This is a genomic window from Methanolobus zinderi, assembly GCF_013388255.1.
Lineage (GTDB): Archaea > Halobacteriota > Methanosarcinia > Methanosarcinales > Methanosarcinaceae > Methanolobus > Methanolobus zinderi.
This window is the reverse complement of sequence record NZ_CP058215.1, coordinates 1,466,161-1,488,786: the sequence shown is the minus strand read 5'-3', so window position 1 is coordinate 1,488,786 and position 22,626 is coordinate 1,466,161. Positions and strand designations below refer to the sequence as shown.

Annotated in this window: 20 protein-coding genes; 17 read left to right on the top strand and 3 right to left on the bottom strand. The window is 44.1% G+C overall.

Translation table 11 applies throughout. The features are described 5' to 3' along the window. Nucleotides 1-420 precede the first annotated feature (420 nt). The 9 genes from HWN40_RS07335 (at nt 421) to HWN40_RS07295 (ending at nt 9,841) form a co-directional block, all read left to right on the top strand. Nucleotides 421-1,956, top strand: coding sequence for a class I SAM-dependent DNA methyltransferase (locus HWN40_RS07335; RefSeq protein WP_176965122.1), 1,536 nt, complete (start codon nt 421-423; stop codon nt 1,954-1,956). After that, nucleotides 1,946-3,202: a restriction endonuclease subunit S gene (locus HWN40_RS07330; RefSeq protein ID WP_176965121.1), complete on the top strand. Its 1,257-nt coding sequence runs from the start codon at nt 1,946-1,948 to the stop codon at nt 3,200-3,202. Before HWN40_RS07335 ends, HWN40_RS07330 begins: the two co-directional genes overlap by 11 nt. A 144-nt stretch (nt 3,203-3,346) precedes the next feature. Further along, the gene (locus HWN40_RS07325) at nt 3,347-4,573 is read left to right on the top strand and encodes an AAA family ATPase (protein WP_176965120.1); all 1,227 of its coding nucleotides are present in this window, start codon (nt 3,347-3,349) and stop codon (nt 4,571-4,573) included. Nucleotides 4,574-4,585: 12 nt separating this feature from the next. Then, nucleotides 4,586-5,188, top strand: a complete 603-nt coding sequence (locus tag HWN40_RS07320) for an RloB family protein (RefSeq protein WP_176965119.1) — start codon at nt 4,586-4,588, stop codon at nt 5,186-5,188. A 157-nt stretch (nt 5,189-5,345) separates the two neighbouring features. Beyond that, entirely contained in the window at nt 5,346-5,576 is a 231-nt protein-coding gene (locus tag HWN40_RS07315) for a DeoR family transcriptional regulator (protein ID WP_246275862.1), read from the top strand. An 86-nt stretch (nt 5,577-5,662) separates the two neighbouring features. Next, nucleotides 5,663-5,869, top strand: a complete 207-nt coding sequence (locus HWN40_RS07310; protein ID WP_176965118.1) for a type II toxin-antitoxin system HicB family antitoxin — start codon at nt 5,663-5,665, stop codon at nt 5,867-5,869. After that, the gene (locus HWN40_RS07305; RefSeq protein ID WP_176965117.1) at nt 5,862-6,080 is read left to right on the top strand and encodes a type II toxin-antitoxin system HicA family toxin; all 219 of its coding nucleotides are present in this window, start codon (nt 5,862-5,864) and stop codon (nt 6,078-6,080) included. The genes HWN40_RS07310 and HWN40_RS07305 overlap by 8 nt, the downstream gene beginning before the upstream one ends. A 262-nt stretch (nt 6,081-6,342) precedes the next feature. Further along, a complete protein-coding gene (locus tag HWN40_RS07300; RefSeq protein ID WP_176965116.1) occupies nt 6,343-6,549 on the top strand; it encodes a hypothetical protein in 207 nt (68 codons plus the stop codon). Nucleotides 6,550-6,694: 145 nt separating this feature from the next. Further along, nucleotides 6,695-9,841 (top strand): type I restriction endonuclease subunit R, encoded by a 3,147-nt coding sequence (locus tag HWN40_RS07295; protein WP_176965115.1) that lies wholly within the window; start codon nt 6,695-6,697, stop codon nt 9,839-9,841. 31 nt (nt 9,842-9,872) lie between these two features. Here HWN40_RS07295 and HWN40_RS07290 read toward each other — a convergent pair whose 3' ends face one another. Together HWN40_RS07290 and HWN40_RS07285 are read right to left on the bottom strand one after the other, a co-directional pair. Next, the gene (locus HWN40_RS07290) at nt 9,873-10,280 is read right to left on the bottom strand and encodes a Mov34/MPN/PAD-1 family protein (protein ID WP_176965114.1); all 408 of its coding nucleotides are present in this window, start codon (nt 10,278-10,280) and stop codon (nt 9,873-9,875) included. An 80-nt stretch (nt 10,281-10,360) separates the two neighbouring features. Continuing rightward, nucleotides 10,361-11,800 (bottom strand): TIGR00297 family protein, encoded by a 1,440-nt coding sequence (locus HWN40_RS07285; RefSeq protein WP_246275861.1) that lies wholly within the window; start codon nt 11,798-11,800, stop codon nt 10,361-10,363. Nucleotides 11,801-12,149: 349 nt separating this feature from the next. Between HWN40_RS07285 and HWN40_RS07280 the strand changes: the two genes are divergently transcribed. From HWN40_RS07280 to HWN40_RS07245, 8 genes are all read left to right on the top strand, one after another. Further along, a complete protein-coding gene (locus HWN40_RS07280) occupies nt 12,150-12,704 on the top strand; it encodes a helix-turn-helix domain-containing protein (RefSeq protein WP_176966328.1) in 555 nt (184 codons plus the stop codon). Between the two features lie 12 nt (nt 12,705-12,716). Continuing rightward, entirely contained in the window at nt 12,717-14,474 is a 1,758-nt protein-coding gene (locus HWN40_RS07275) for an AMP-binding protein (protein WP_176965113.1), read from the top strand. Nucleotides 14,475-14,577: 103 nt separating this feature from the next. Continuing rightward, nucleotides 14,578-14,820 (top strand): 4Fe-4S dicluster domain-containing protein, encoded by a 243-nt coding sequence (locus HWN40_RS07270; RefSeq protein WP_176965112.1) that lies wholly within the window; start codon nt 14,578-14,580, stop codon nt 14,818-14,820. Nucleotides 14,821-14,838: 18 nt separating this feature from the next. Further along, on the top strand, nt 14,839-15,900 hold the full coding sequence (locus HWN40_RS07265; protein ID WP_176965111.1) for a 3-methyl-2-oxobutanoate dehydrogenase subunit VorB: 1,062 nt from the start codon (nt 14,839-14,841) through the stop codon (nt 15,898-15,900). Nucleotides 15,901-15,902: 2 nt separating this feature from the next. Next, nucleotides 15,903-17,324, top strand: coding sequence for a 2-oxoacid:acceptor oxidoreductase family protein (locus HWN40_RS07260; protein ID WP_176965110.1), 1,422 nt, complete (start codon nt 15,903-15,905; stop codon nt 17,322-17,324). A gap of 93 nt (nt 17,325-17,417) precedes the next feature. Further along, nucleotides 17,418-17,825 (top strand): thioredoxin family protein, encoded by a 408-nt coding sequence (locus HWN40_RS07255; protein ID WP_176965109.1) that lies wholly within the window; start codon nt 17,418-17,420, stop codon nt 17,823-17,825. Nucleotides 17,826-17,910: 85 nt separating this feature from the next. Next, the gene (gene nudC, locus HWN40_RS07250) at nt 17,911-18,759 is read left to right on the top strand and encodes an NAD(+) diphosphatase (protein WP_176965108.1); all 849 of its coding nucleotides are present in this window, start codon (nt 17,911-17,913) and stop codon (nt 18,757-18,759) included. 200 nt (nt 18,760-18,959) lie between these two features. After that, complete coding sequence (locus HWN40_RS07245; RefSeq protein ID WP_176965107.1) at nt 18,960-20,939, top strand: DUF2341 domain-containing protein; 1,980 nt, start codon at nt 18,960-18,962, stop codon at nt 20,937-20,939. 32 nt (nt 20,940-20,971) lie between these two features. Here HWN40_RS07245 and HWN40_RS07240 read toward each other — a convergent pair whose 3' ends face one another. Next, nucleotides 20,972-22,615 (bottom strand): AMP-binding protein, encoded by a 1,644-nt coding sequence (locus HWN40_RS07240; RefSeq protein WP_176965106.1) that lies wholly within the window; start codon nt 22,613-22,615, stop codon nt 20,972-20,974. Nucleotides 22,616-22,626: the final 11 nt, after the last annotated feature.

Genomic DNA, 22,626 nt, shown 5'->3' with positions numbered 1-22,626 from the left:
CTGGTTCATGAGTGCAATGGAATTGGTATCAGGAATTGGGACCTAGTAACTGGATTCACATCTAAAGCACAATAATAATCAATAATAAGGTAAGATGAGGCACCGATAAACCACCACGCTTCTGGTGCCTCTCGTTGCAAATCCGGACATTCCCCGATATTCCGGATATATGGTTGCTAACCCGCGGCTTTTCCCTAACCCGCAATAGCTAGTAGAGCATATTTTTATTTAACCTAAACCCTGCTGAATTACAGGGGCTGTTGTATATTCCAATGGCTTTGTAAATTCAATCGCTGACTTACGAACAATTATTTTTTACGTATGTTGTAATCCGGTCTGCCAGCAGACATATCTCAGGATATTATGATAATGGAAGAAAGTTTTTTCTTGTTTAAACCACTGTTAAGGGTAGTTGATACGATGGCTAAGGATAAAAAAGCTTCTAATGGTGCGAACCTTGGTTTTGAAGAAAAGATGTGGCAGGCGGCTGATAAGCTCAGAAACAATATGGATGCCGCCGAGTACAAACATGTGGTTCTGGGTCTTATTTTTCTGAAATATATTTCCGATGCTTTTGAAGAGAAGTTCAATGAACTGCTAGAGGATGAGTATTCCGATTCCGAGGACCCGGATGAGTATCTTGCAGAGAATATCTTCTGGGTGCCACCTGAAGCCCGCTGGGAATACATTGAGAAGAACGCCAAGCGCCCCACCATTGGCAAGCTTGTTGATGATGCCATGACAGCCATCGAAAGGGATAATCAGACACTTAAGGGCGTATTGCCGAAAAACTATGCACGTGAGGGACTTGACAAGCAGCGCCTTGGAGAGCTTATTGACCTTGTTGGAACCATAGGACTCGGAGATAAGGAGAGTAAGAGCAAGGACATTCTTGGCAGAGTGTACGAGTATTTCCTTGGCATGTTCGCCGATGCGGAAGGAAAACGTGGCGGACAGTTCTACACACCACAGAGTATTGTCAGGGTGCTTGTGGAGATGATCGAACCATACCACGGCCGTGTATACGATCCATGCTGCGGTTCCGGCGGAATGTTCGTGCAGAGTGAGAAGTTTGTGGAGGCACACGGAGGAAGGGTTGGTGACATATTTGTTTACGGCCAGGAATCCAACCAGACCACCTGGAGGCTCTGCCAGATGAACCTAGCCATCCGTGGAATTGACAGCAATATAAAATGGGGCGATACTTTCCACAACGATCAGCACAAGGACCTGAAGGCGGATTTTATACTCTCAAATCCCCCGTTCAACGATTCCGACTGGAAGGGCGAGCAGCTAAAGGATGACGGCAGATGGACCTACGGAGTTCCGCCAAAGGGCAATGCCAATTTCGCATGGGTGCAGCACTACATCTCCCATCTCTCACCAACAGGCATTGCGGGATTTGTCCTGGCCAACGGCTCTATGTCCTCCAACACTTCCGGCGAAGGCCAGATCAGGAAGAATATCGTGGAAGCCGACCTTGTGGACTGCATGATAGCCCTCCCTGGCCAGTTGTTCTACAACACCGGCATTCCCGCATGCCTCTGGTTCATCTCACGGGACAAGCAGAACAACAAGTTCCGTGACCGCAGAGGTGAGATGCTGTTCATTGACGCACGCGATATGGGCATCCTCCGCGATCGCACCCACCGCGAACTGACAGAGGAGGAGATCAAAAAGATTGCCGACACCTATCATGCCTGGCGCGGTGAAGGCGGAGAGTACGAGGACGTGCCGGGATTCTGCAAGTCAGCAACCCTTGAGGACGTCCGCAAGCATGACCACATCCTGACCCCCGGCAGGTACGTAGGTTTTGCCGAAGAGGAAGAGGACGACGAACCCTTCGAAGAGAAGATGGAAAGGCTGACCTCGCAGTTGTCGGAGCAGTTCGAGAGGTCGAGGGAGCTTGAGGAGAAAATAAGGGAGAATCTGAAGGGGATTGGGTATGAGTTGTGAATGGGAAGAAGTAAGGCTTGAAGATATAACATCCGTCTTAGGAGATGGACTTCATGGTACTCCCAAATATGATGAGAATGGGGAGTATTACTTTATAAATGGAAATAACCTAAGTAACGGTACAATTGTAATCAACGATAAAACAAAAAGAGCTTCTAAAGAAGAATATTTGAAGCACAAAAAAAACCTAAATGAACGGACAATCTTAGTTTCTATAAATGGTACTTTAGGTAATATTGCATTATATAAAGGAGAAAAAGTATTTTTGGGCAAGAGTGCTTGTTATTTCAATGTCATCGATGAAATTGATAAGCAATATATTAAGTATGTTTTAATGAGTGATTATTTTCAGAACTACATAACTTCATTAGCTACAGGCACAACCATAAAAAATGTATCACTGAAATTGATGCGAGACTTTACATTTAAATTGCCTCCTTTGATCATCCAGAAAAAAATTTCTAAATTCTTGGAAGATTTAGACGACAAAATCGAACTCAACCGCCAGATGAACACCATCCTCGAACAGATGGCACAGGCCATCTTCAAACACTGGTTCATCGACTTTGAGTTTCCTGATGAGAACGGGCAGCCTTACAGGTCAAGTGGTGGTGAGATGGTTGATTCTGAGTTGGGGGAGATTCCGGCGGGGTGGGAAGTAAAAATATTGTCGGATTTATGTGAATACATAATGAGTGGTGGAACTCCTCGTACTAAGGTACCTGAATATTGGGATGGAGATATTCCCTGGCTATCTTCAGGTGAAACTCGCAATCGTTTTATTATCAACACAGAAAAATCAATTTCAAAAATTGGAGTAGAAAACTCAAGTACGCGATTAGCAAGATCCGGAAGTACTGTAATTGCAAGTGCTGGTCAAGGTCACACCCGCGGGCAAACATCGTTATTGTTATTAGACACGTATGTCAATCAATCAGTTGTATCTTTAGCTGCTGATACTAAACTAATCTCAGACTTTTACTTGTTCTTTAATCTAGCTAGGCGTTATGATGAAATGCGTCGAATTTCTGATTCCCATAGTTCAAGAGGCAGTCTTACAACCAAATTGCTCGGAAACTTAAAGGTTACATGTCCTCCTATAGATTTGATTAGGAGATTTGATCAAATAGCTGAACCAATTGTTAACCAGATTCACTATAATCTTGAACAAGCAGATACTCTTTCTCAATTTAGAGACTCTCTCCTCCCAAAACTCATGTCTGGAAAAATAAGGGTAAAACAATGAGATTACAAAACAATATTCATATTTTATCTTTATGGGGTGTATCTGCGGGTAAATGATCAATTCAATAACTTTAATTCCGAAATTTGCATTATTTCTGCAAAAATCAACGATAAGTTTATCAAATCTAACGTTTTATTTAATATCATGCTAATCGACGTTAAGATTTCCAATTTTTTGTCCATCGGGGACGAAGTTATATTGAGTCTGGACTCCGGGCCGGGCAAAAAGTTGTCAGAGAACATGATAGCTATTTCCGGCAGGGAGAATTTGCTCCGGTCAGCTGTCATTTACGGGGCTAACGCTTCGGGGAAATCCAATATCATTAAAGGGATTCATTTCATGCGAAACATGGTTTTGAATTCACACAAGTTCAATATTGACTCGCGGATTCCGGTTGTGCCTTTTAAATTCGGTGAAAAGGGCGGAAAAAAGGCAAGCATCTTCGAGATACGCTTCATACATGAGAATGTGCGTTATCGCTATGGGTTCTCATGTACCGACAGCAAAGTGATAGACGAATATCTGTATCACAGACCGCAAAAAAGAGAAAGGCTTGTGTTCAGCAGGACGAATACCAGCAAATACAAATTTGGCTCAAAAGAAAAAAAGCAACAGGAACAGCTCAAAGATCAGACAATAGACAACACTCTTTATCTATCAAGGGCAACACAACTTGGATTTGAAGGAACAAAAAAAGCCTACGAATTTTTCAGCAAGTATCTGGTTATAAACTATGATCCTGCATGGACAGACTACACCATCTCACAGATGTCTCATAACAGGCAGCTTAAAGAGAAGGTCCTGGAAATTCTCAAAGCAGCCGATTTCGGTGGCATAGAGGACATAATCATAGAAAAGGAACAAGTCGCTAATGAGGGGTTTCTGCTTAAAGAAGAACCTTTTAGTTTCCACAAAGACGAAAAAGAGAAATTCTCTGTAAGTTTCCTCCACAGAACCGCAGACAACAAACTTATCGGACTGGACCTTTCTGAGGAATCGGAAGGAACCCGGCGGACACTTGCACTCCTGGGCCCCATCTTCGATATTCTGGAAAACGGAAAGGTAGCCTTCATCGATGAGTTAGAACTGAGCCTGCATCCCTCCATTACAAGATTTCTTGTAAGACTCTTCAACAGCAAAAAGAACGAAAAGAACGCACAGCTCATTTTCACAACTCACAACACATCCCTGCTGGACAATGAACTGTTCCGCAAAGACCAGATATATTTCTGTTCAAAAGAACCGAACAGAAACACAGAACTGTATTCTCTTCTTGAATACGACATAAGACAGGATGCGGATTTTGAAAGAGCCTACCTCACAGGCAGAGTTGGAGGACTCCCTTTCATTGACGAAACAGCTTTCTTTTGATGAGGATATGAAATGGCTAGAAGAGAAGGTAGAAAATCCACACGTAATATGTGGATATTCTGTGAGGGTGAGAAGACCGAGAGACTGTATTTTGAAAAACTGAGAATTAACCAGAGAATCCCCAGACTCAGCATTAAAATATATTCATCCAGAAGTGACAAAGCAGTTAACAGATTACTGGAATACACAATAAAGTTCATGGAACATCACAAGAGAGATTTTCGAGCTGATGACCTCATATTCTGCATCTTTGACAGAGATGCGAATACGAATAATGATTTTCAAAAAGCAATTAATACCGCAAGCAAACATAATATCGGTCTCATATTCTCCAATCCTTCGTTCGAATACTGGATACTTTGCCATTTTGGCTATTTTCCCAATCGTTTTGAAAAAGAAACTCTTTTAAGAAAGATAGAAAACTTCATTTCCAACTATCAGAAAAACGATCCAACTCTTTATGAAAGAACTATCCCCAAAATCCGGCGTGCATTGATCAATTCAAAACAGATCGCTGAAATACATCTGGACAGTGATACAGAACTTATCAGCACCGAAAGCAACCCCTGCACAACAGTTTTTGAAATTATAGACATTATTGAGGATTTCAAGTGAAAACGGATTATTATTAATTACCAATCTCCACTAAATTGGTAGTAAATCTTGGAACGACCTTACTTATTTCGTAAACTATAACCTCTCGACAATAGAAAAAGCACTGGATGACCTTGAGGAGCACATAATTCTGAAGAAGCAGGAGCAGCATGAGACCATGCAGATCATTGAAAGATCCAGGGATCTGAATCTCAGGCAGGCGGATATACTCAAAAGCCTGCTCAAGGAACCTGATAGGTACTTCTCGATTGCTGAGATCAAAGGAAAATATAATGTTGCCTATGATACAGCAAGGAATGACATGCAATATCTTGCAGAACTTGATTATATCGAACAGGTCAAAAGGGGTAGAAGTTACCTGTACAGGTACATGGGAGTGAACAGATAAAGTAATTATCTGATACTTTTTGTCAGCACTTCGTCTCCGCCATGTACCAATCAAACTTAATATATCATAAGAACTGATGAATAATCATGCAGTACACAATAGTTCTTGAAGTTGCGGAGGAAGGAGGATACACTGCTCGTTGTCTTGAACTCCCTGCAGCCATCAGTGAGGGCGATACAAAAGAAGAGGCTCTTGAGAACATCAAGGAAGCCATTGAACTTGTGCTCGAGGTAACGGGAGAGCAGGCAAGAGTTCTTGGTGAGATCGTAAAGGTTGATGTTGCAAGTGCCTGAATTACCAGTAACTTCCGGGCAGAAGGCCATCAAGTCTCTTACAAAACTTGGCTTTGTGGTTGTCAGACAAAAAGGGAGCCATGTTTTTTTGCAGCGTGGTCAGGATACTGTAACTGTGCCTTTGCATAATCCACTCAAGAAAGGTACATTAAGCAGTATTCTTAAACAGGCAAATGTCTCACTGGATGATTTTCTTCACAATCTGAAATGATCCTTAATTTTTAGTTGTGAATTACCAATAACTACCAATTTCTACCAGATTGGTAGTTACGAAGATACCTTAGAAGACTTCGAAGAAATTCCGTATCCATAGGAGGTCTTTGAAGCAGCTGCGGAGTACCCCATTTTTTGATATAAGCATACCAGTTTTTAGGTTTTGCCTATACAGTTAAACATAGAAACAAATCAGGCAAAAGTCTTTTTATATTATTGTAAATATAGAATGTCTGTTCTACATATTTGAGGAAACTTACATGAGCGATAATAAAAAACACGGAGTTCCGGCGTTGTTGTCATTTTTCTTACCAGGGTTGGGTCAACTCGTAAAGGGTCAGATATTCAAAGCAATTGGTATATGGGTAGGTCTTTTTGTTAGCGGGCTACTTACATTTCTTGTAATTGGATTCATAACCGCTCCACTCATCTGGCTATGGCAGATATTTGATGCATACAATGACTGATTCCGGAAGAAAAATATCTTCTTTTTTTCATGCATAAATTTGAAACTAATTACGCAAAATTTCAATCTGGATGAGTGGTCAAATTTAAATAATTTAAATATGAATTTCTTTTGGAATTAAAAACTATTCTGATGAATAATGTCCTATGTCCTGTATAGTCTCCGAATCAGAAGTTGAAGAAGCAGCCCTTGAGATACTTACCGAGCTTGGCTATGGATACTTTTACGGACCTGACATAGCCCCGGAAACTCCTGATTCTCAAAGAGTTACCTATTCTGATGTGTTCCTTATTGAAAGACTCAGAGCAGCCATAGCTACACTTAATCCGCATATTCCTTCTCCAGCAAGGGAGGAAGCACTGAAAAAAGTAGTCAGAACCGAGTCACAGGACCTGATACACAGCAATCAGGTATTCCATAACATGCTTGTAAATGGTGTTGATGTTGAATACAGGAATAATGAAGGTGAGGTCGTCTATGACAAGGTATGGCTCTTTGACTTCAAAGAATATTGTAACAATGAATACATTGCAGTCAACCAGTTCACTGTAGTTGAAAACAGGAACAATCGCAGACCGGATATAGTGTTGTTCATAAATGGATTGCCTCTTGTTGTTATGGAACTCAAACGACCTGAGGATGACAGTGAATATGAAGATGATGATCTCATATGGACAGCCTACAATCAGTTCCAGACCTACAAGGATGAGATCCCCTCACTTTTCAGGTACAACGCCTTCCTGATAATAAGCGATGGTCAGGAGGCAAGGGCAGGCACCATTACTTCAAGCAGGCAATGGTTCACATCCTGGAAAACCATCGATGGAGAGAATACTGCCGATTTCCTGATTCCTGAAATGGAAGTTCTGTTAAAAGGAATGTGTAATAAGGATGTTATACTCGACCTTGTACAGAATTTCATGGTATTTGAAGGAGACCATGGCCCGATAATCAAGAAGCTCGCACGTTATCATCAGTATCATGCCGTGAACAAGGCGGTTCAAAAGACCATAGAAGCCTCCCGTCCCGACGGAGATCGAAGGTGTGGTGTCATCTGGCATACACAGGGTTCGGGTAAAAGTCTTTCAATGATATTCTACGCAGGCAAGCTTGTGGTGGATATGGACAACCCTACCATTGTTGTCATAACGGACCGCAACGATCTTGACGGTCAGCTCTTTGAAAGCTTTGCAAGATGCAGCTCCCTGCTCAGGCAACATCCAGTACAGGCAAATACAGGCGCAGAGCTCAGGGATTTGTTATCAGTGGCATCCGGCGGCATTGTCTTTACGACGATTCAGAAGTTCCTGCCAGAGAACAGCGAAGATAGTTTTCCTGCTCTCACTGAACGCAGCAATGTAATTGTCATAGCTGATGAAGCTCATCGGAGCCAGTACGGTCTGGAGATGAAAATGTCACAAAAAGACGATGAAGCCAGATTCTCATATGGTTTTGCAAAACATATGCGTGATGCTCTGCCAAACGCATCTTTTATAGGCTTCACCGGCACACCCATAGAATTTGATGACAGGAACACGCCTGCTATATTTGGAGACTACATCGACATCTATGATATTGAACAGGCAGTCAAAGATGGAGTAACCGTCAAAATATTCTATGAGAACAGGCTCTCCAGAATTGATATTGTTGCAGAGGCACGAGATACTCTCGATACGCAGTTCGCTTTACTCACGGAAGACAGAGAAGAATATGAAAGTGAGAAATTAAAATCCAGATGGTCGCGGCTGGATGCTGTTGTCGGTAGTAAAAGTAACCTGAAAAAACTGGCAGCAGATATTATTCCCCATTTTGAGAGCAGAGTAGCGACCCTTGAAGGAAAAGGAATGATCGTCTGCATGAATCGCCGGACTTGCGTGGATCTCTACAATGAGATCATAGCACTCAGACCCAACTGGCATGATGACGATGATCTGAAAGGTGCTGTTAAAGTCATAATCACCGGAAGTGCTGCTGATGAAAAATCAATGCAACCTCACATCAGAAGCAAAAGCAAGAGGATGAAGATCAGGGACAGGATGCAGGACCCTGACGATCCTCTCAAAATCGTCATTGTTTGTGATATGTGGCTTACGGGTTTTGATGCACCATGTCTGCATACGATGTACTTTATCAAGTGGCTCAAGGGTCATACTCTAATGCAGGCAATAGCGCGTGTTAACAGAGTGTTCAAGGACAAGCCTGGCGGTCTTATAGTGGATTATGTAGGTCTGCTGTATGATCTTAAGTATGCTATGGCAAATTATACAAGAAGCGGAGGTCGTGGAAAACCCGCTGACCTCAAAGATGAAGCCGTAGACCTGATGCTTGAAAAGTATGAGATCGTCCGTGATATGTTTCACGGTTTTAATTACCGTAGAATTTTAACGGCTTCCCCGAAAGAGAAACTTACCATTGTCAGAGAAGGTGCAGACTTCATTCTTTCTCTAGGCAGGACAGAACAACAAAGTAAGCATGAAAGGAAGAGATTTATACAGCACGTAACTGAACTATCCAAAGCATTTGCACTTTCAAAACCACATGCACAGGCAGATCTGATAAGGGATGAAGTTGGTTATTTCCAGGCAGTGCGGTCCATACTCGTTAAGATAGATCGCAAGACAACTACCTCCAAATATGAAGTAAATTCCGCGATCAAGGAACTCGTCTCCAGATCGGTTGTATCCGAAGAAATAATTGATGTATTTGATATCGTAGGGATCAAAAAGCCTGACATTTCAATTCTATCTGAGGACTTTTTAACTGAAGTGCGTGATCTTCCTCAGAAAAATCTCGCCTATGAAGTACTCAAAAAACTGCTCAATGATGAAATAAGAATACGTCAGCGTAAGAACCTGGTAAAAAGTAAATCCTTTGCTGAGATGCTTCAGCGTGCAGTTAATGAGTACAAGAATAGAGGAATAGATACAGTTCAGGTAATTGAAGAACTGATCGAACTGGCTAAAAAGATACGTGACTCTGACAAACACAATGAAGAACTTGGTTTGAATGCAGAGGAGATTGCATTCTATGACGCTCTGGCGGCAAATGATAGTGCTGTGGATGTACTTGGAGATGAAACTTTAAGACTTATGGCCATAGAGCTTGTCGGAATTATCAGAAACAATGCCACAATAGACTGGACAGTGAGAAAGAATATCCAGGCAAAGATGAGGGTGAGTGTGAAAAAGCTCTTGAAAAAATATGGTTATCCGCCTGATATGCAAATACTGGCCACCAAAAATATTCTCGAACAGGCAGAATTAATGTGCAGCGACATAGTTGCAACTGCATAATATTTGATTCTGTTTTCAGGTTAAGAAATACCTACAACACATCATCATCCTGAAGTTCCACATCAAGCACCGGCAGATCAACTATTTCCCCACTACCATCATAACATTTCCAGTTTTTACTCTTGTAGGGATGACCTGTAATTATATGTCGTGTTCCGGTCTTACTGAAGAGGCGAAGGTCGGCTTTTGAGGGACGGATGACCGAGCTTGGATGACTGTGCACCGATCCCACCGCCGAGATATTCGGCATCATGAAAAGTTTTAGTACAGCATTGCTCTCGCTTGATTCTGTACCCGGTAAAAAGAGCACATCGGTTATTATGCCGTCCTTTGCTTCAAGGAGTCCTGCAAACTCGTTTGGATAAGTGGACCTGCTGACCTCAAGAATAAAGTCAAGTGTCTCTCTGGCAATGCCTTCAATCTCGGTGTTCTTTTTCATAATAGAGCATTCTCACGACGGTTTATAACTTTTCTTTAAAACATGCTTTATGACTTCAGTAACCGCAGTTTACCAGTCTGTCAGACCAATAAAAGATAAAGAATACCGGAAATTGCCGCACCAGCAAAGGTCGCTACAAAATTGACCCCGCTGTTTGAAAGTAATCCTCTTTTCTGCAGGGTCGCACCCAGTAGACTATCCACATTTGTTCCGAAGAAGCCACCGGCAGTTGTGATCAGGATGACCATGAAAGCATTATCAACCATTCCGAAGATCACCGCTAATATTCCTATGACCATAGCACCCAGTATTGCGGCAAATTCACCAAGTACTGTAACCGCCCCGTCAACTCCTGCCTGGACATGTTTGAGTGTGGTTATCATAATAGGCTGTGAGTGGGCTGTCGTTCCGATTTCGCTTGCGAGTGTATCACCTGTTGCCGTGGCCACTGTTCCCAGATATGCGAAAATTATAAGCTCGGCATATTGGGGATATATACCGTAAAAAATGGCAAGTACAAGAGCAGCCGTACTGTTGCTGAACACGTTCTCATAGCTGCGTACACCGCCATCTGACTGTGCGAGACCGATTGATTTCTTGTACCTGTACTTATACTTCGTAAATGCGCCTCCGAGTATGAAAAATGTAAGCAGCAGGATAAACCAGAAAATCTCGCTGAATACTATGATAAGCACTCCGAGCAGTGCTGCACCAAACAATGCTGAAAGATCGGCAATTTTTGTTTTATAGGCAAGGTAGCCCAGCACTAGTGAAAAAACAAGGGCTATGAACATCTGGGTAGGTGGTACCGAAAAGCCGAATGCATTGAAAGTCCACATTGCCATTCCCGCACCCAGGGGCACCGAGAGATTATCGTCAACTTCTGACGGAATCGATTCGAAAAGAGCGGCTGTGATCGAGCCTATAACAGCTACAAAGAAGATGAGGTTTCTGCTAACAGCAACGTCGCCCCAGCCTGCAATCCATGCTCCTGCAATATAGGCGGAGACTATACCCACACCGAGCATGACTATGCTGGAGGGAAGAAGATGATGTTCTTCGATCTTCCCGGGCGAGTTTGCAATTCTGGCCATCTGCAATTTCTTGCGGTGGCGGATAAATGAGGCCGCACTGCTGCCGAAAGTAGATATCGCCATGGCACCTCCCACCACATAGAGAGGAAAAGAGAGTGATGTATATTCATGTATAAGGCTTATCAATAGCAGTATGAACAGTGAGAGGGTCAGGTACTGAGCGCTTCTTATACCCTCGTTGATCCCGTTGGTGAGCATCTCCCTCGAACCAGGCGGAGGTTTTTTGTAAAGGTATTTTTCAACAGGAAGATAATCCCTGAAATTACCCAGCGCTATTACCAGAAGCAGACTCATCACCATAAGTGTCAGTGTGCTGAAGAAAGGGAAGGCAAAAATAAGCAGACCGAAAGCGGCATGGATTATCTGTCGTCGGTATTCATGTTCCATCTTTTCAATGCTTTCAAAGGCTACATGCATAGGGATCATTTTCGTTTTTGGTAGTTGAGTACTTGGTGAAAGTATAAATCAATAATGATTAATTCCATATGTCTCATCATGCTTTATTCTATCTGTTTATATATGTTTCTGATTATATATTTTGTTTTTGAAGCTTTTTACTGTTCATGCATGAAGATCAACTCAATTTTAGCATTCCGTAAAAAGGAATATATTAAAATATGAGGAGGCCTTAAAATCCCGGCTATTACAAAAACAGCACATCGTAAAGGGCTTGTTCATACAGTTTTGTCCATAACTTCTTTAAATGCAGACTGAAATGGAGGAAGCTCTTCCCGTGCGGTCATTTTCAATACAATTTCTCATTGAAGTGATATCCATGCAGGAAAAAATAAAAGAAATCGCATCCCGTGTCCGGGAGTTACGTGAGATATGTGGTATCTCACCCGAAAAGATGGCAGAGCTTGTGGACGTACCAGCCGATGTATACGGCAAGTATGAAAATGCTGAAGAGGACATGCCTGCAAGTGTCCTTTTTGAGATCGCCCAGCATCTGAATGTGGATATGACCGTGCTGCTCACCGGCGAGGATCCCAGGATGCATGTGTTCACAGTTACCAGGAAGGACAAAGGAGTAAGTGTCGACAGGCGCAGTGACTATAAGTACCAGAACCTGGCTGCAAACTTCATCCATAAAAAGGCTGAGCCCTTTGTCGTAAAGGTAGAACCAAAATCCGGGGATTCAAAACCATCTATGAACTCCCATCCCGGACAGGAGTTCGATTATGTGCTTGAAGGGACCCTGAAGATCGTTATCCACAACAATGAGATCATCCTTGAAGAAGGAGATTCGATCTTCTTTGATTCAGGCTATGATCACTGCATGCAGGCAGTAGGTGGAAAACCGGCAAAGTTCCTAGCAGTTATTTTATGATTCGGAGGAAAAATGGCTTCATTACTTAACAGGTATGTATCACAGACAGACTTTGATTCATACGAAGATTTTAAACAGAATTTCAGGATCAATATCCCGGACAATTTCAATTTTGCATATGATGTTGTCGATGTATATGCAGAGGAACAGCCGGAGAAAAAAGCACTAGGGATCAATATCCCGGACAATTTCAATTTTGCATATGATGTTGTCGATGTATATGCAGAGGAACAGCCGGAGAAAAAAGCACTAGTCTGGTGCGATGACAATGGCGATGAAAGAATATTCAACTTCAAGGACCTGGCGGAATACAGCAACAAAGCCGCGAATATCTTGAAGAAGTTCGGCATCAAGAAAGGTGACAGTGTCATGCTTATGCTCAAAAGCAGGTATGAGTTCTGGTTCTGTCTGCTTGGACTGCACAGGATCGGTGCCACAGCCGTCCCTGCCACCCACATGCTCACAAAGAAGGACATCGTCTACAGGGTGGAGCGAGGCAATATCAGTATGGTGATCTGTGCACCTGATGTAAATGTGCTGGACTACGTTGATGAGGCTTACGATGAAGTAAGCTCTATCCTCAGGACAAGGATCGCAATTGGCATGAAAAGAGACGGATGGATCTCCTTCGAGGAAGAACTCGAAGCTGAATCTGCTGAATTTGAAAGACCTGTTGGTGAGGAAGCTACAGACAATGATGACATATTGCTGAACTATTTCTCATCCGGTACCACAGGCTTCCCGAAGATGGTACTTCACAAGTTCACATATCCTCTGGCACATATCATTACCGCCAAGTACTGGCAGAATGTGGAGGACGGCGGACTGCATTACACAGTAGCGGATTCCGGATGGGCAAAATGTGAATGGGGAAAGATCTACGGCCAGTGGATCGCAGGAAGTGCTGTTTTTGTCTATGATTATGAAAGATTCGCTGCTGACAGGATGCTGGATAATGCCATAAAGTACGGTGTCACAACCTTCTGCGCACCCCCGACAATTTATCGCTTCCTTATCAGGGAGGACCTGAGTAAATATGATTTCAGCAACCTGAAGTATTGTGTGACAGCAGGAGAACCGCTGAACCCTGAAGTGTATGAAAAGTTCCTGGAGATCACAGGCCTTAAACTCATGGAAGGTTTCGGACAGACTGAGACCGTCGTTACCCTGGCTACATATCCCTGGCTTGAACCAAAGCCCGGTTCTATGGGACAACCTTCACCCGAGTACAGCATAGAGCTGCTCAATGCAGAAGGAAAGCCTGCCGAGGTCGGAGAGGAAGGCGAGATTGTGATCCACACAAGCTTTGGAAATCCTCCCGGGATATTTACAGGATACGGCTCAGAACCTGAGAGAACAGCAGCTGTCTGGCATGACGGTTATTACCATACCGGTGACATGGCATGGAAGGACGAGGACGGCTATTTCTGGTTCGTTGGAAGGGCCGATGATATTATAAAGACCTCAGGTTACAGGGTCGGTCCCTTTGAAGTTGAGAGTGCACTGATCGAGCACCCTGCTGTACTCGAATGTGCCATCACAGGTGTTCCCGATCCTATCAGGGGTCAGATCATCAAGGCCACCATAGTTCTTACAAAGAACTATACCGCAAGCGAGGAGCTGAAAAAGGAACTTCAGGACCATGTCAAGAAGGTAACAGCTCCTTACAAGTACCCGCGCGCCATCGAGTTTGTCACAGAGCTTCCAAAGACTATCAGTGGTAAGATAAGACGAGTGGAGATACGTGACCACGATAAAGAGCCGCAATAACTTATATAGAAGAAAGGCATTCCCGGACCAAAGCAGTTATTCTTATACGGGCTTTGTTCCTGTCCGGGAACTTTTATTTTAAATTATCATGAGGTTAGATACTATGTCAGATCTTCAGGAAAAAAAGGAACCTTACCCGGTTATCAATATTATTGAGTGTAAGGCATGCGGTCGTTGCATAGTTGCATGCCCTAAAGACCTTCTTAAATTAAGTGACGATCTCAACGAAAGAGGCTATCACTATGTGGAGTATGCAGGTGAGGGTTGCACGGGCTGTGCAAACTGTTACTATACATGTCCCGAGCCACTCGCAATAGAGATCCACATTCCCGTAAAAGAAAAATAAATATCAAGGTGATCAAAAGTGGCAACACAATTAGTTAAAGGAAATACGGCGGCAGTTATCGGTGCCCTGTATGCGGGTTGCGACTGTTATTTCGGCTATCCCATCACTCCCGCAAGTGAGATCCTGCAGGAAGCCTCCAAATACTTCCCACAGGTGGGAAGAAAGTTCGTGCAGGCCGAATCAGAGGAAGCTGCCATCAATATGGTATACGGTGCAGCATCAGCCGGACACAGGGTAATGACTGCATCCTCCGGTCCGGGTATCAGTCTGAAACAGGAAGGTATCTCCTATCTCGCAGGCTCGGAGCTTCCATGTGTAATAGTTGATATCATGCGTGCAGGTCCGGGTCTTGGTAATATCGGACCCGAGCAGGGAGATTACAGCCAGGTCGTCAAAGGAGGAGGTCACGGTAATTACAGAAACATCGTGCTTGCTCCAAACTCCGTGCAGGAAATGTGCGATATGGTGATCAAGGGCTTTGACCTTGCCTTCAAGTACAGGAACCCGGTTTTCGTGCTTGCGGATGGTGTGCTTGGCCAGATGGTGGAATCCATACAGTTCCCGGAAAAGTCAGTGCATCTCGAGATAGATACTTCGTGGGCCGTAAACGGTACCGCTGAAACAAGAGAGAATCTTGTTACATCCATCTTCCTTGACTTCAACCTGCTTGAGGATTTTAACTATAAGATACAGGAGAAGTATGCAACTATCAGGGAAAAGGAAGTTGACTATGAGGATTACATGACAGAAGATGCCTCCATCATCCTCGTTTCCTACGGAATCAGCAGCCGTATATGCAGGTCTGCTGTGGACCAGGCAAGGAAAGAAGGTCTTAAAGTGGGTCTTTTCAGGCCAAGGACCCTCTTCCCGTTCCCGGAAAAGGAACTCAGGGACATTGCCGATTCAAGGGATTGTACCTTTGTGTCCGTGGAAATGAGCAACGGACAGATGCAGGAGGATATTCAGCTTGCTGTGGGTTGTGACAGGGAAGTTGAACTTGTAAACCGCATGGGTGGAAATCTCATAACAATGGACCAGGTTATGGAAAAGATACGTGACATTGCTGCAAGGGAGGAGTGATCATGGCTGAGAAAATAATTAAGAGCGCAGGTCTGTATCCCGAATTCCCGCGTAAGGGAGGTGCAGCACCAACTGCAACTCACTACTGTCCCGGCTGCGGACACGGTATTATCCACAAGCTCATAGGTGAGGCAATGTCAGATCTTGAGATACAGGACCGCTCCATTATGATAAGTCCTGTAGGTTGTGCTGTCTTTGCTTATTATTACTTTGACTGTGGCAATCTCCAGGTTGCTCACGGAAGGGCACCTGCTGTTGGAACCGGTTCATCCCGAGCAGAAGATGATGCGGTGGTGATTGCCTATCAGGGAGACGGCGATCTTGCATCCATTGGACTCAATGAGACCATGCAGGCTGCAAACCGTGGTGAGAAGATTGCAGTATTCTTTGTTAACAACACGGTGTATGGAATGACAGGCGGTCAGATGGCACCGACCACACTGATCGGTGAGAAGACCGTGACCTGTCCTGACGGCAGGGACCCAAGATTTGCAGGTTATCCGCTTCACATGTGCGAGATTCTGGACAACCTCAAAGCTCCCGTTTTCATTGAAAGGGTCTCGATATCTGATATATCACACATAAGAAAAGCCAGGAAAGCTATCAAAAAGGCTCTTGAGATACAGCGTGACGGCAAGGGTTATGCCTTTGTGGAGATACTGTCAACCTGTCCCACAAACTTAAGGCAGGATGCGGAACAGAGTACCCGTTTTGTGAACGAGGAAATGGAAAAGGAATTCCCGCTTGGTAATTTCAGGGACCTCTCGGCAGAGACAGAACCACTGAAAAGAGGTGTAAGTGATTTCTCCAGGGAGTCAGTTGACAAATTATTCAACCTTGAAACAGAATCATCACCTGATGCAGTGCATGATCCGGATTTCCCTCAGGTGAAGGTAAAGGCTGCAGGTTTTGGTGGTCAGGGAGTACTGAGTATGGGACTTACCATTGCGCATGCAGGATGTAACGCAAGGCGTTTTGTTTCATGGTATCCTTCCTACGGACCCGAGCAGAGGGGAGGTACTTCCAACTGTTCCGTGGTCATATCAGGCGACTCCATAGGTTCCCCTGTTGTTTACACACCTGATATACTTGTAGCCATGAACCAGCCATCACTCGAGAAGTTCGCAGGTGATGTGAAAGAAGGTGGAGTTATTCTCTACGACTCGACCATCGGTGAGTGTGAAATTCCCGAAGGTGTCAGGGGAATAGCAGTACCTGCAATCAAAATAGCAGAAGAAGCAGGCTCTGGCAAGGCTGCAAACACTGTAATGCTCGGTGTTATGCTGGCTCTCGGGGTCACAGGTCTTTCAGAGGATGATTTCAGGTCCGCGATTGCCGAAACATTCTCCAAAAAGCCAAAGCTTGTTTCTTTGAACCATGATGTGCTGGATGCAGCAGTTACTTGGGCAAAGGAAAATGTATAAGTTCATTCAGGCTTTAAAAAAGCCTGAGTAATTTTCTTTTTTTGCAGAACTATTTATAGTTGAAAAATCAAAGCTTATTCGGGAGCGGTAAAAATGAATGAAGATGATTTTAACGAATCGGATGTAATCGAAGCAACTGACGAGAACTGGGAAGAACTCATTGAGAATCAGGAAAAACCAATGGTTGTTATGTTCTATCTTCCGACATGTGCCCATTGTAAGGATATAGAACCTTATTTCAGACAATATGCAACTGAATTCCGGGATTCATGTACATTCATAAGGATGAACGGCCTGCTTAGTGCCAGAACTGCAAGGCGATATGCTGTCAGGGCAACTCCGACATTCAAGTTCTTCTGCCGCGGAAAGCCCATAAAGGAAGAAGTGGGTATGGTCTATCCATCCATACTTCGAAAATCAATTGAGGACCTGGTAAGGCACGGTAACGAATGTGTACTACACACAACTCCAATGCCCGATGAGGTTTCTCCCTACGAGTAAGACGGGATAAGATCCAGTCTGCCCTTGATATTTTTATTCCTGCTACCGGCAGACAAATAAGTGTCTACTCTGTATTATTTCTGATATGATCCGTGAATGCATTCTTTCTGAACTTGACTTTTTACCCCTGTTAACACCTCCGGAAAAACAGGGAAAAGATTCTGATCATTATTTCGTATTCAAGGATCGGGAAATATTACTCATATCCGACGAAGACAGCATTTTTTTGCCGTCAGCAGATCATCTGTCATCTCTTGGTGTCGATCTTCAAAGAGAACAGTATCTTGGTGAGTTCCGGAATTCTTCATGTTTTGCAGCTAAAATTGCAGACGATTTTGCAGAGAATGACAGTATCATATTTGAGGATCTCAGAAAACTGCCCGGAATTATCGGAGAATCTATGGCAGCTGTGGCAGGGAGGGCTGTACATCTGCTTGAATGGGACTTCAACACCCTTTACTGTGGACGATGTAGTACCGCAACCTTCAGGAAAGAAGATGAGAGAGCCAAACAATGTCCTGATTGCGGTCTGCTTTTCTTCCCGAAGATCTCTCCTGCTATTATCGTTATGATCGAGAAGGATGACAGGATCCTTATGGCAAGATCACCTCATTTCCCCTCAGGTCGTTATGGTCTGATAGCTGGTTTTGTGGAACCCGGTGAGTCCATTGAAGAGGCTGTTGTCAGGGAAGTTATGGAAGAGGTGGGCCTCTGTATTACAGATATCTCATATTTTGGTAGTCAACCATGGCCGTATCCTGATTCCTTAATGATCGGGTTCACAGCAAAATACAGAGATGGGGAGATTCGTTTTATTGATGGAGAGATAGAAGATGCCGGGTGGTTTAGCTGTGACGAGATACCACATGTCCCTGGGAGTAACAGCATATCTGGAGAACTTGTGGAATATTTTATGTCCAGAAGTCGAACATAATCTTTTTTTTAAATTAGAATGGTAGCGGCGTTTTCTGGCTACATAGTTTGGAAACATTTTTTATATTTTTATACCCGTCTGGCCAGATATTTAAGCTTTTGCTTACAAAAGGATAATGTATAGTGCCATTTTATGCACATATAATCTATTTAAATAGTAATAAATATCATCTTATTATAGGTTATAAGAAGGTGAGTGGATTGATACAAAGAATTGTAGTATATACACTTGTTAGTTTGTTATTTTTACTTGCATTTACGCAGGTAGGTGCCGCATTAACATATTCGGGAGGAGGAGAGTGGAATTATTCTGAAGAAATTACAATCTCGGAGAATTCCGGTCAGAACCTTGTAAATTACCAGGTACTTCTCATTCTGAACAGCTCCAACTTCGACTTTTCCCTGGCTGAATCCGAAGGTGAGGACATCCGTTTCACCTCAGGTGATACGCAGCTCAAACACTGGGTTGAGGAATGGGATGCAGAGGATGAAACTGCACGTGTCTGGGTAAGAGTGCCATATATCGCTGCCAACGGGAATGCAAGAATAGAAATGTATTATGGTAATCCTGATGCAAGCGACGTAAGTTCAGGTCCTTCCACCTTTGAACTCTTCGATGATTTCAGCAATTTCAATATCAATTTCGGTAAATGGGACCAGTACTATACCGGCGGGGGTGAGGTTGACGTGACAGGAGGTACTCTCCAGCTTATAGTTCCGAAATTCCACCCCGAAGATGTCGCACAGGTAAAATCCGATGATGATTTTCCTGTTAACTCAATGCTCGTTGTAAAAAGAAAAAAGGTCACAACAGGATCTGATACCCGCGGACCGATAATAGAGCAGGGATTTGTGGATCCCAATAATCAGAACCGAAATCAGGTAATTGTTCGTACCGAACTTGAGAACGAGACATATGTATCCTGGGTGCTTGAGAATGAGAAAAGTGATGCACGATACTTCCCGAAGGACACCGCTTCCCTGAACGTAGCCGAAGACACATGGTATACTACAGGTGTTGCCTGGTATATGGTGGATGAACTAGGCAGGGTTGCTTTCTTTGAGAATGGTGAGAGAGTGGGCAGTATGGATCTGGCATCCACCGAGGAAGAGAACTACGTACCTGTTGAAGAAATGAAAGCATATCTCTTTGCAAGCACTTATTCCGATGTTTCGAAGAATATGGGATATGCAGCCTTTGACTATGCATATGTGCGTAAGTTCGTATCTGATGAGCCAACTGTCAGCATTTCCGGTACTACTGCGTCTGAAGAGGAAGCAAAACTTTCCGAGAATACCAGTTCTGAGACAACTCCCGCACCCGTGAAGATCAATGTCACACCCCCCGACGGCAAGATAAATGCCGTCAGGATCTTTGATGCAGCCGGGTACAATGACTCGATGGTTGCTGATATGAGGGAAAGCGGCCTTAATATGGTAATGCTGAGAGTGACTCCTGATAACATATGGGGTCTTGAGAGATTCGTAAAGAATGCTCATGACAATGATATGCTTGTCTATGCCATGATACTCAGTGATCCCACAGGTGTCACAGAGGATAACTCTGCATCTGTACAGGAGACCGTATCTGCAATCACTGATTATAATAATAAGTCGCTGGCACGCTATGACGGGATAAGTATTGCACTGAACCCGTGTGCTGAAGATTCGGAGGCTGCCTGTGAGGACAATCTGATGCTGGTTGAGGGCATACGTGAGAGCACGGATAATTCCCTGCCACTTGCGGTAGACGTGCCTTTTTCATATGACAGGTCGTCAATTGGGGAGGTAGCGGATTATGTTGAACTGTTTGTGATCCTTACCTATGATGCAGAGGGTGATTCACTGGATTCGACTGCTGATATCGTGGATTCCGTTGCAGCCAAGATGGGTGAGGTAAGGGCTGCAGGCGGGGATGCGCTGATCAGTGTAGCAGTCGATGATGGTTTCATGACGGATGACAATGTGCAGGAGCTGCTTGAAGGATTGCAGGACTATTATGCACAGGATTCCGCGTTCATGGGTACCGAGATCGTGGTCTATAGTGAGTATCTCGATTATATAGAGGCAACCACAGGCAGTACCGAAGAAAGTGGTCCGATACCGGGTATTCCGGGATTTGGTATTGTTCTGGCTGTTGCTGCTGTAATCACAATGGTATTTATGATGAGAAAAGAATGATGTGATTAATCACATCATTTTGTTTTTATTTTTCAGCTCTGTTTTTCCTTCAGCAGATCAACTGCCATATCCCTTAGCTTGAACTTCTGGACCTTGCCGCTTGCTGTAAGCGGATATTCTTCCACGAAGAACACATGCTTGGGCACCTTGTAGCGCGCTATCCTTGCAATACTGTAGTCGCGGACGTCCGCCTCAGTGATATCGGTACCATCGGAAGTGATAACAAAAGCACCAACGATCTCCCCGTATTTTTCATCGGGAATACCGACCACCTGTACGTCCTTGATACCGGGCATGGTGAACAGGAATTCCTCGATCTCCCTGGGATAGATGTTCTCCCCGCCACGGATGATCATGTCCTTGATACGACCTGTGATCTTGTAATAGCCGTCTTCATCCACAGTCGCAATATCACCGCTGTGCAGCCATCCATCCTCATCTATTGCCTTTTCTGTCATTTCAGGCATCTTGTAGTATCCTTTCATGACATTGTAACCACGACAGCATATCTCACCAGGTACGTCGGGTTCGACAATTTCTCCGGTTTCGGGGTCGATGATCTTTACTTTTATATCAGGCATGGAGGTTCCCACCGTACTCACACGGCGCTCGATAGAATCATCAGTGCTGGTCTGGGTGAAGACAGGTGATGCTTCGGTAAGTCCGTACGCGATGGTGATATCCTTACAGTGCATATCGTTGATAACACGTTTCATTGCCTCAATGGGACACGGTGGTCCTGCCATGATACCTGTCCTGAGGGATGAGAGGTCGAACATCTCGAACATCGGGTGGCTGAACTCGGCAATGAACATTGTCGGCACACCATAGAGTGCAGTACATTTCTCTTTCTGGACCGCAGCCAGCACCATGAGAGGGTCAAAGAGCTCGAGCATGACCAGCGTTCCGCCGTGGGTCAGGGTTGCAAGCACTCCGAGTACTATCCCGAAACAGTGGAAGAGTGGGACCGGAAGACAGAGCCTGTCATCCTGGGTGAACTTCTGGCGCTCACCGATATAGTATCCGTTGTTGAGGATATTGTAGTGTGTCAGCATTACACCCTTCGGGAATCCTGTTGTACCTGAGGTGTACTGCATGTTGATGACATCATCTTTGTCGAGTGTACTCATTATCTCATGGATATCCTCGTCACTTCTTTGCTGTCCCAGCAGGAAGAGCTCACGGGTATTGTACATTCCCCTGTGTTTTTCCTGACCGATGAAAATGACATTCTTCAGATGTGGGAACTTTTCACTCTTCAGGTTCCCACGGCTCTGGGTTTTGAGTTCGGGAACAAGTTCGTAGATCGTCTCGATATAGCTTACGTCCCTGAAACCGTCGATTATGGCAATGGCTTTCAGATCGGCCTGCTTCATGAGATACTCTACTTCATGTATCCTGTATGCGGTGTTGACTGTAACAAGGACAACACCTATCTTTGCCGTTGCGAACAGGAATGTAAGCCAGTCAGGCACGTTGGTAGCCCATATACCTACATGGTCACCCTTTTTTATTCCGATCTCAAGCAGGCCCTTGGCCAGCATATTGACCCGTTCGTCGAATTCCTTATAGGTGAATCTCAGGTCCCTGTCAGGGTAGATTATGAATTCCCTGTCAGGATCATTTTTGACCTGTTTTTCGAAAAAATCACCAATTGTATCATCAGTAAAAGTCATGGTTAGGTCTC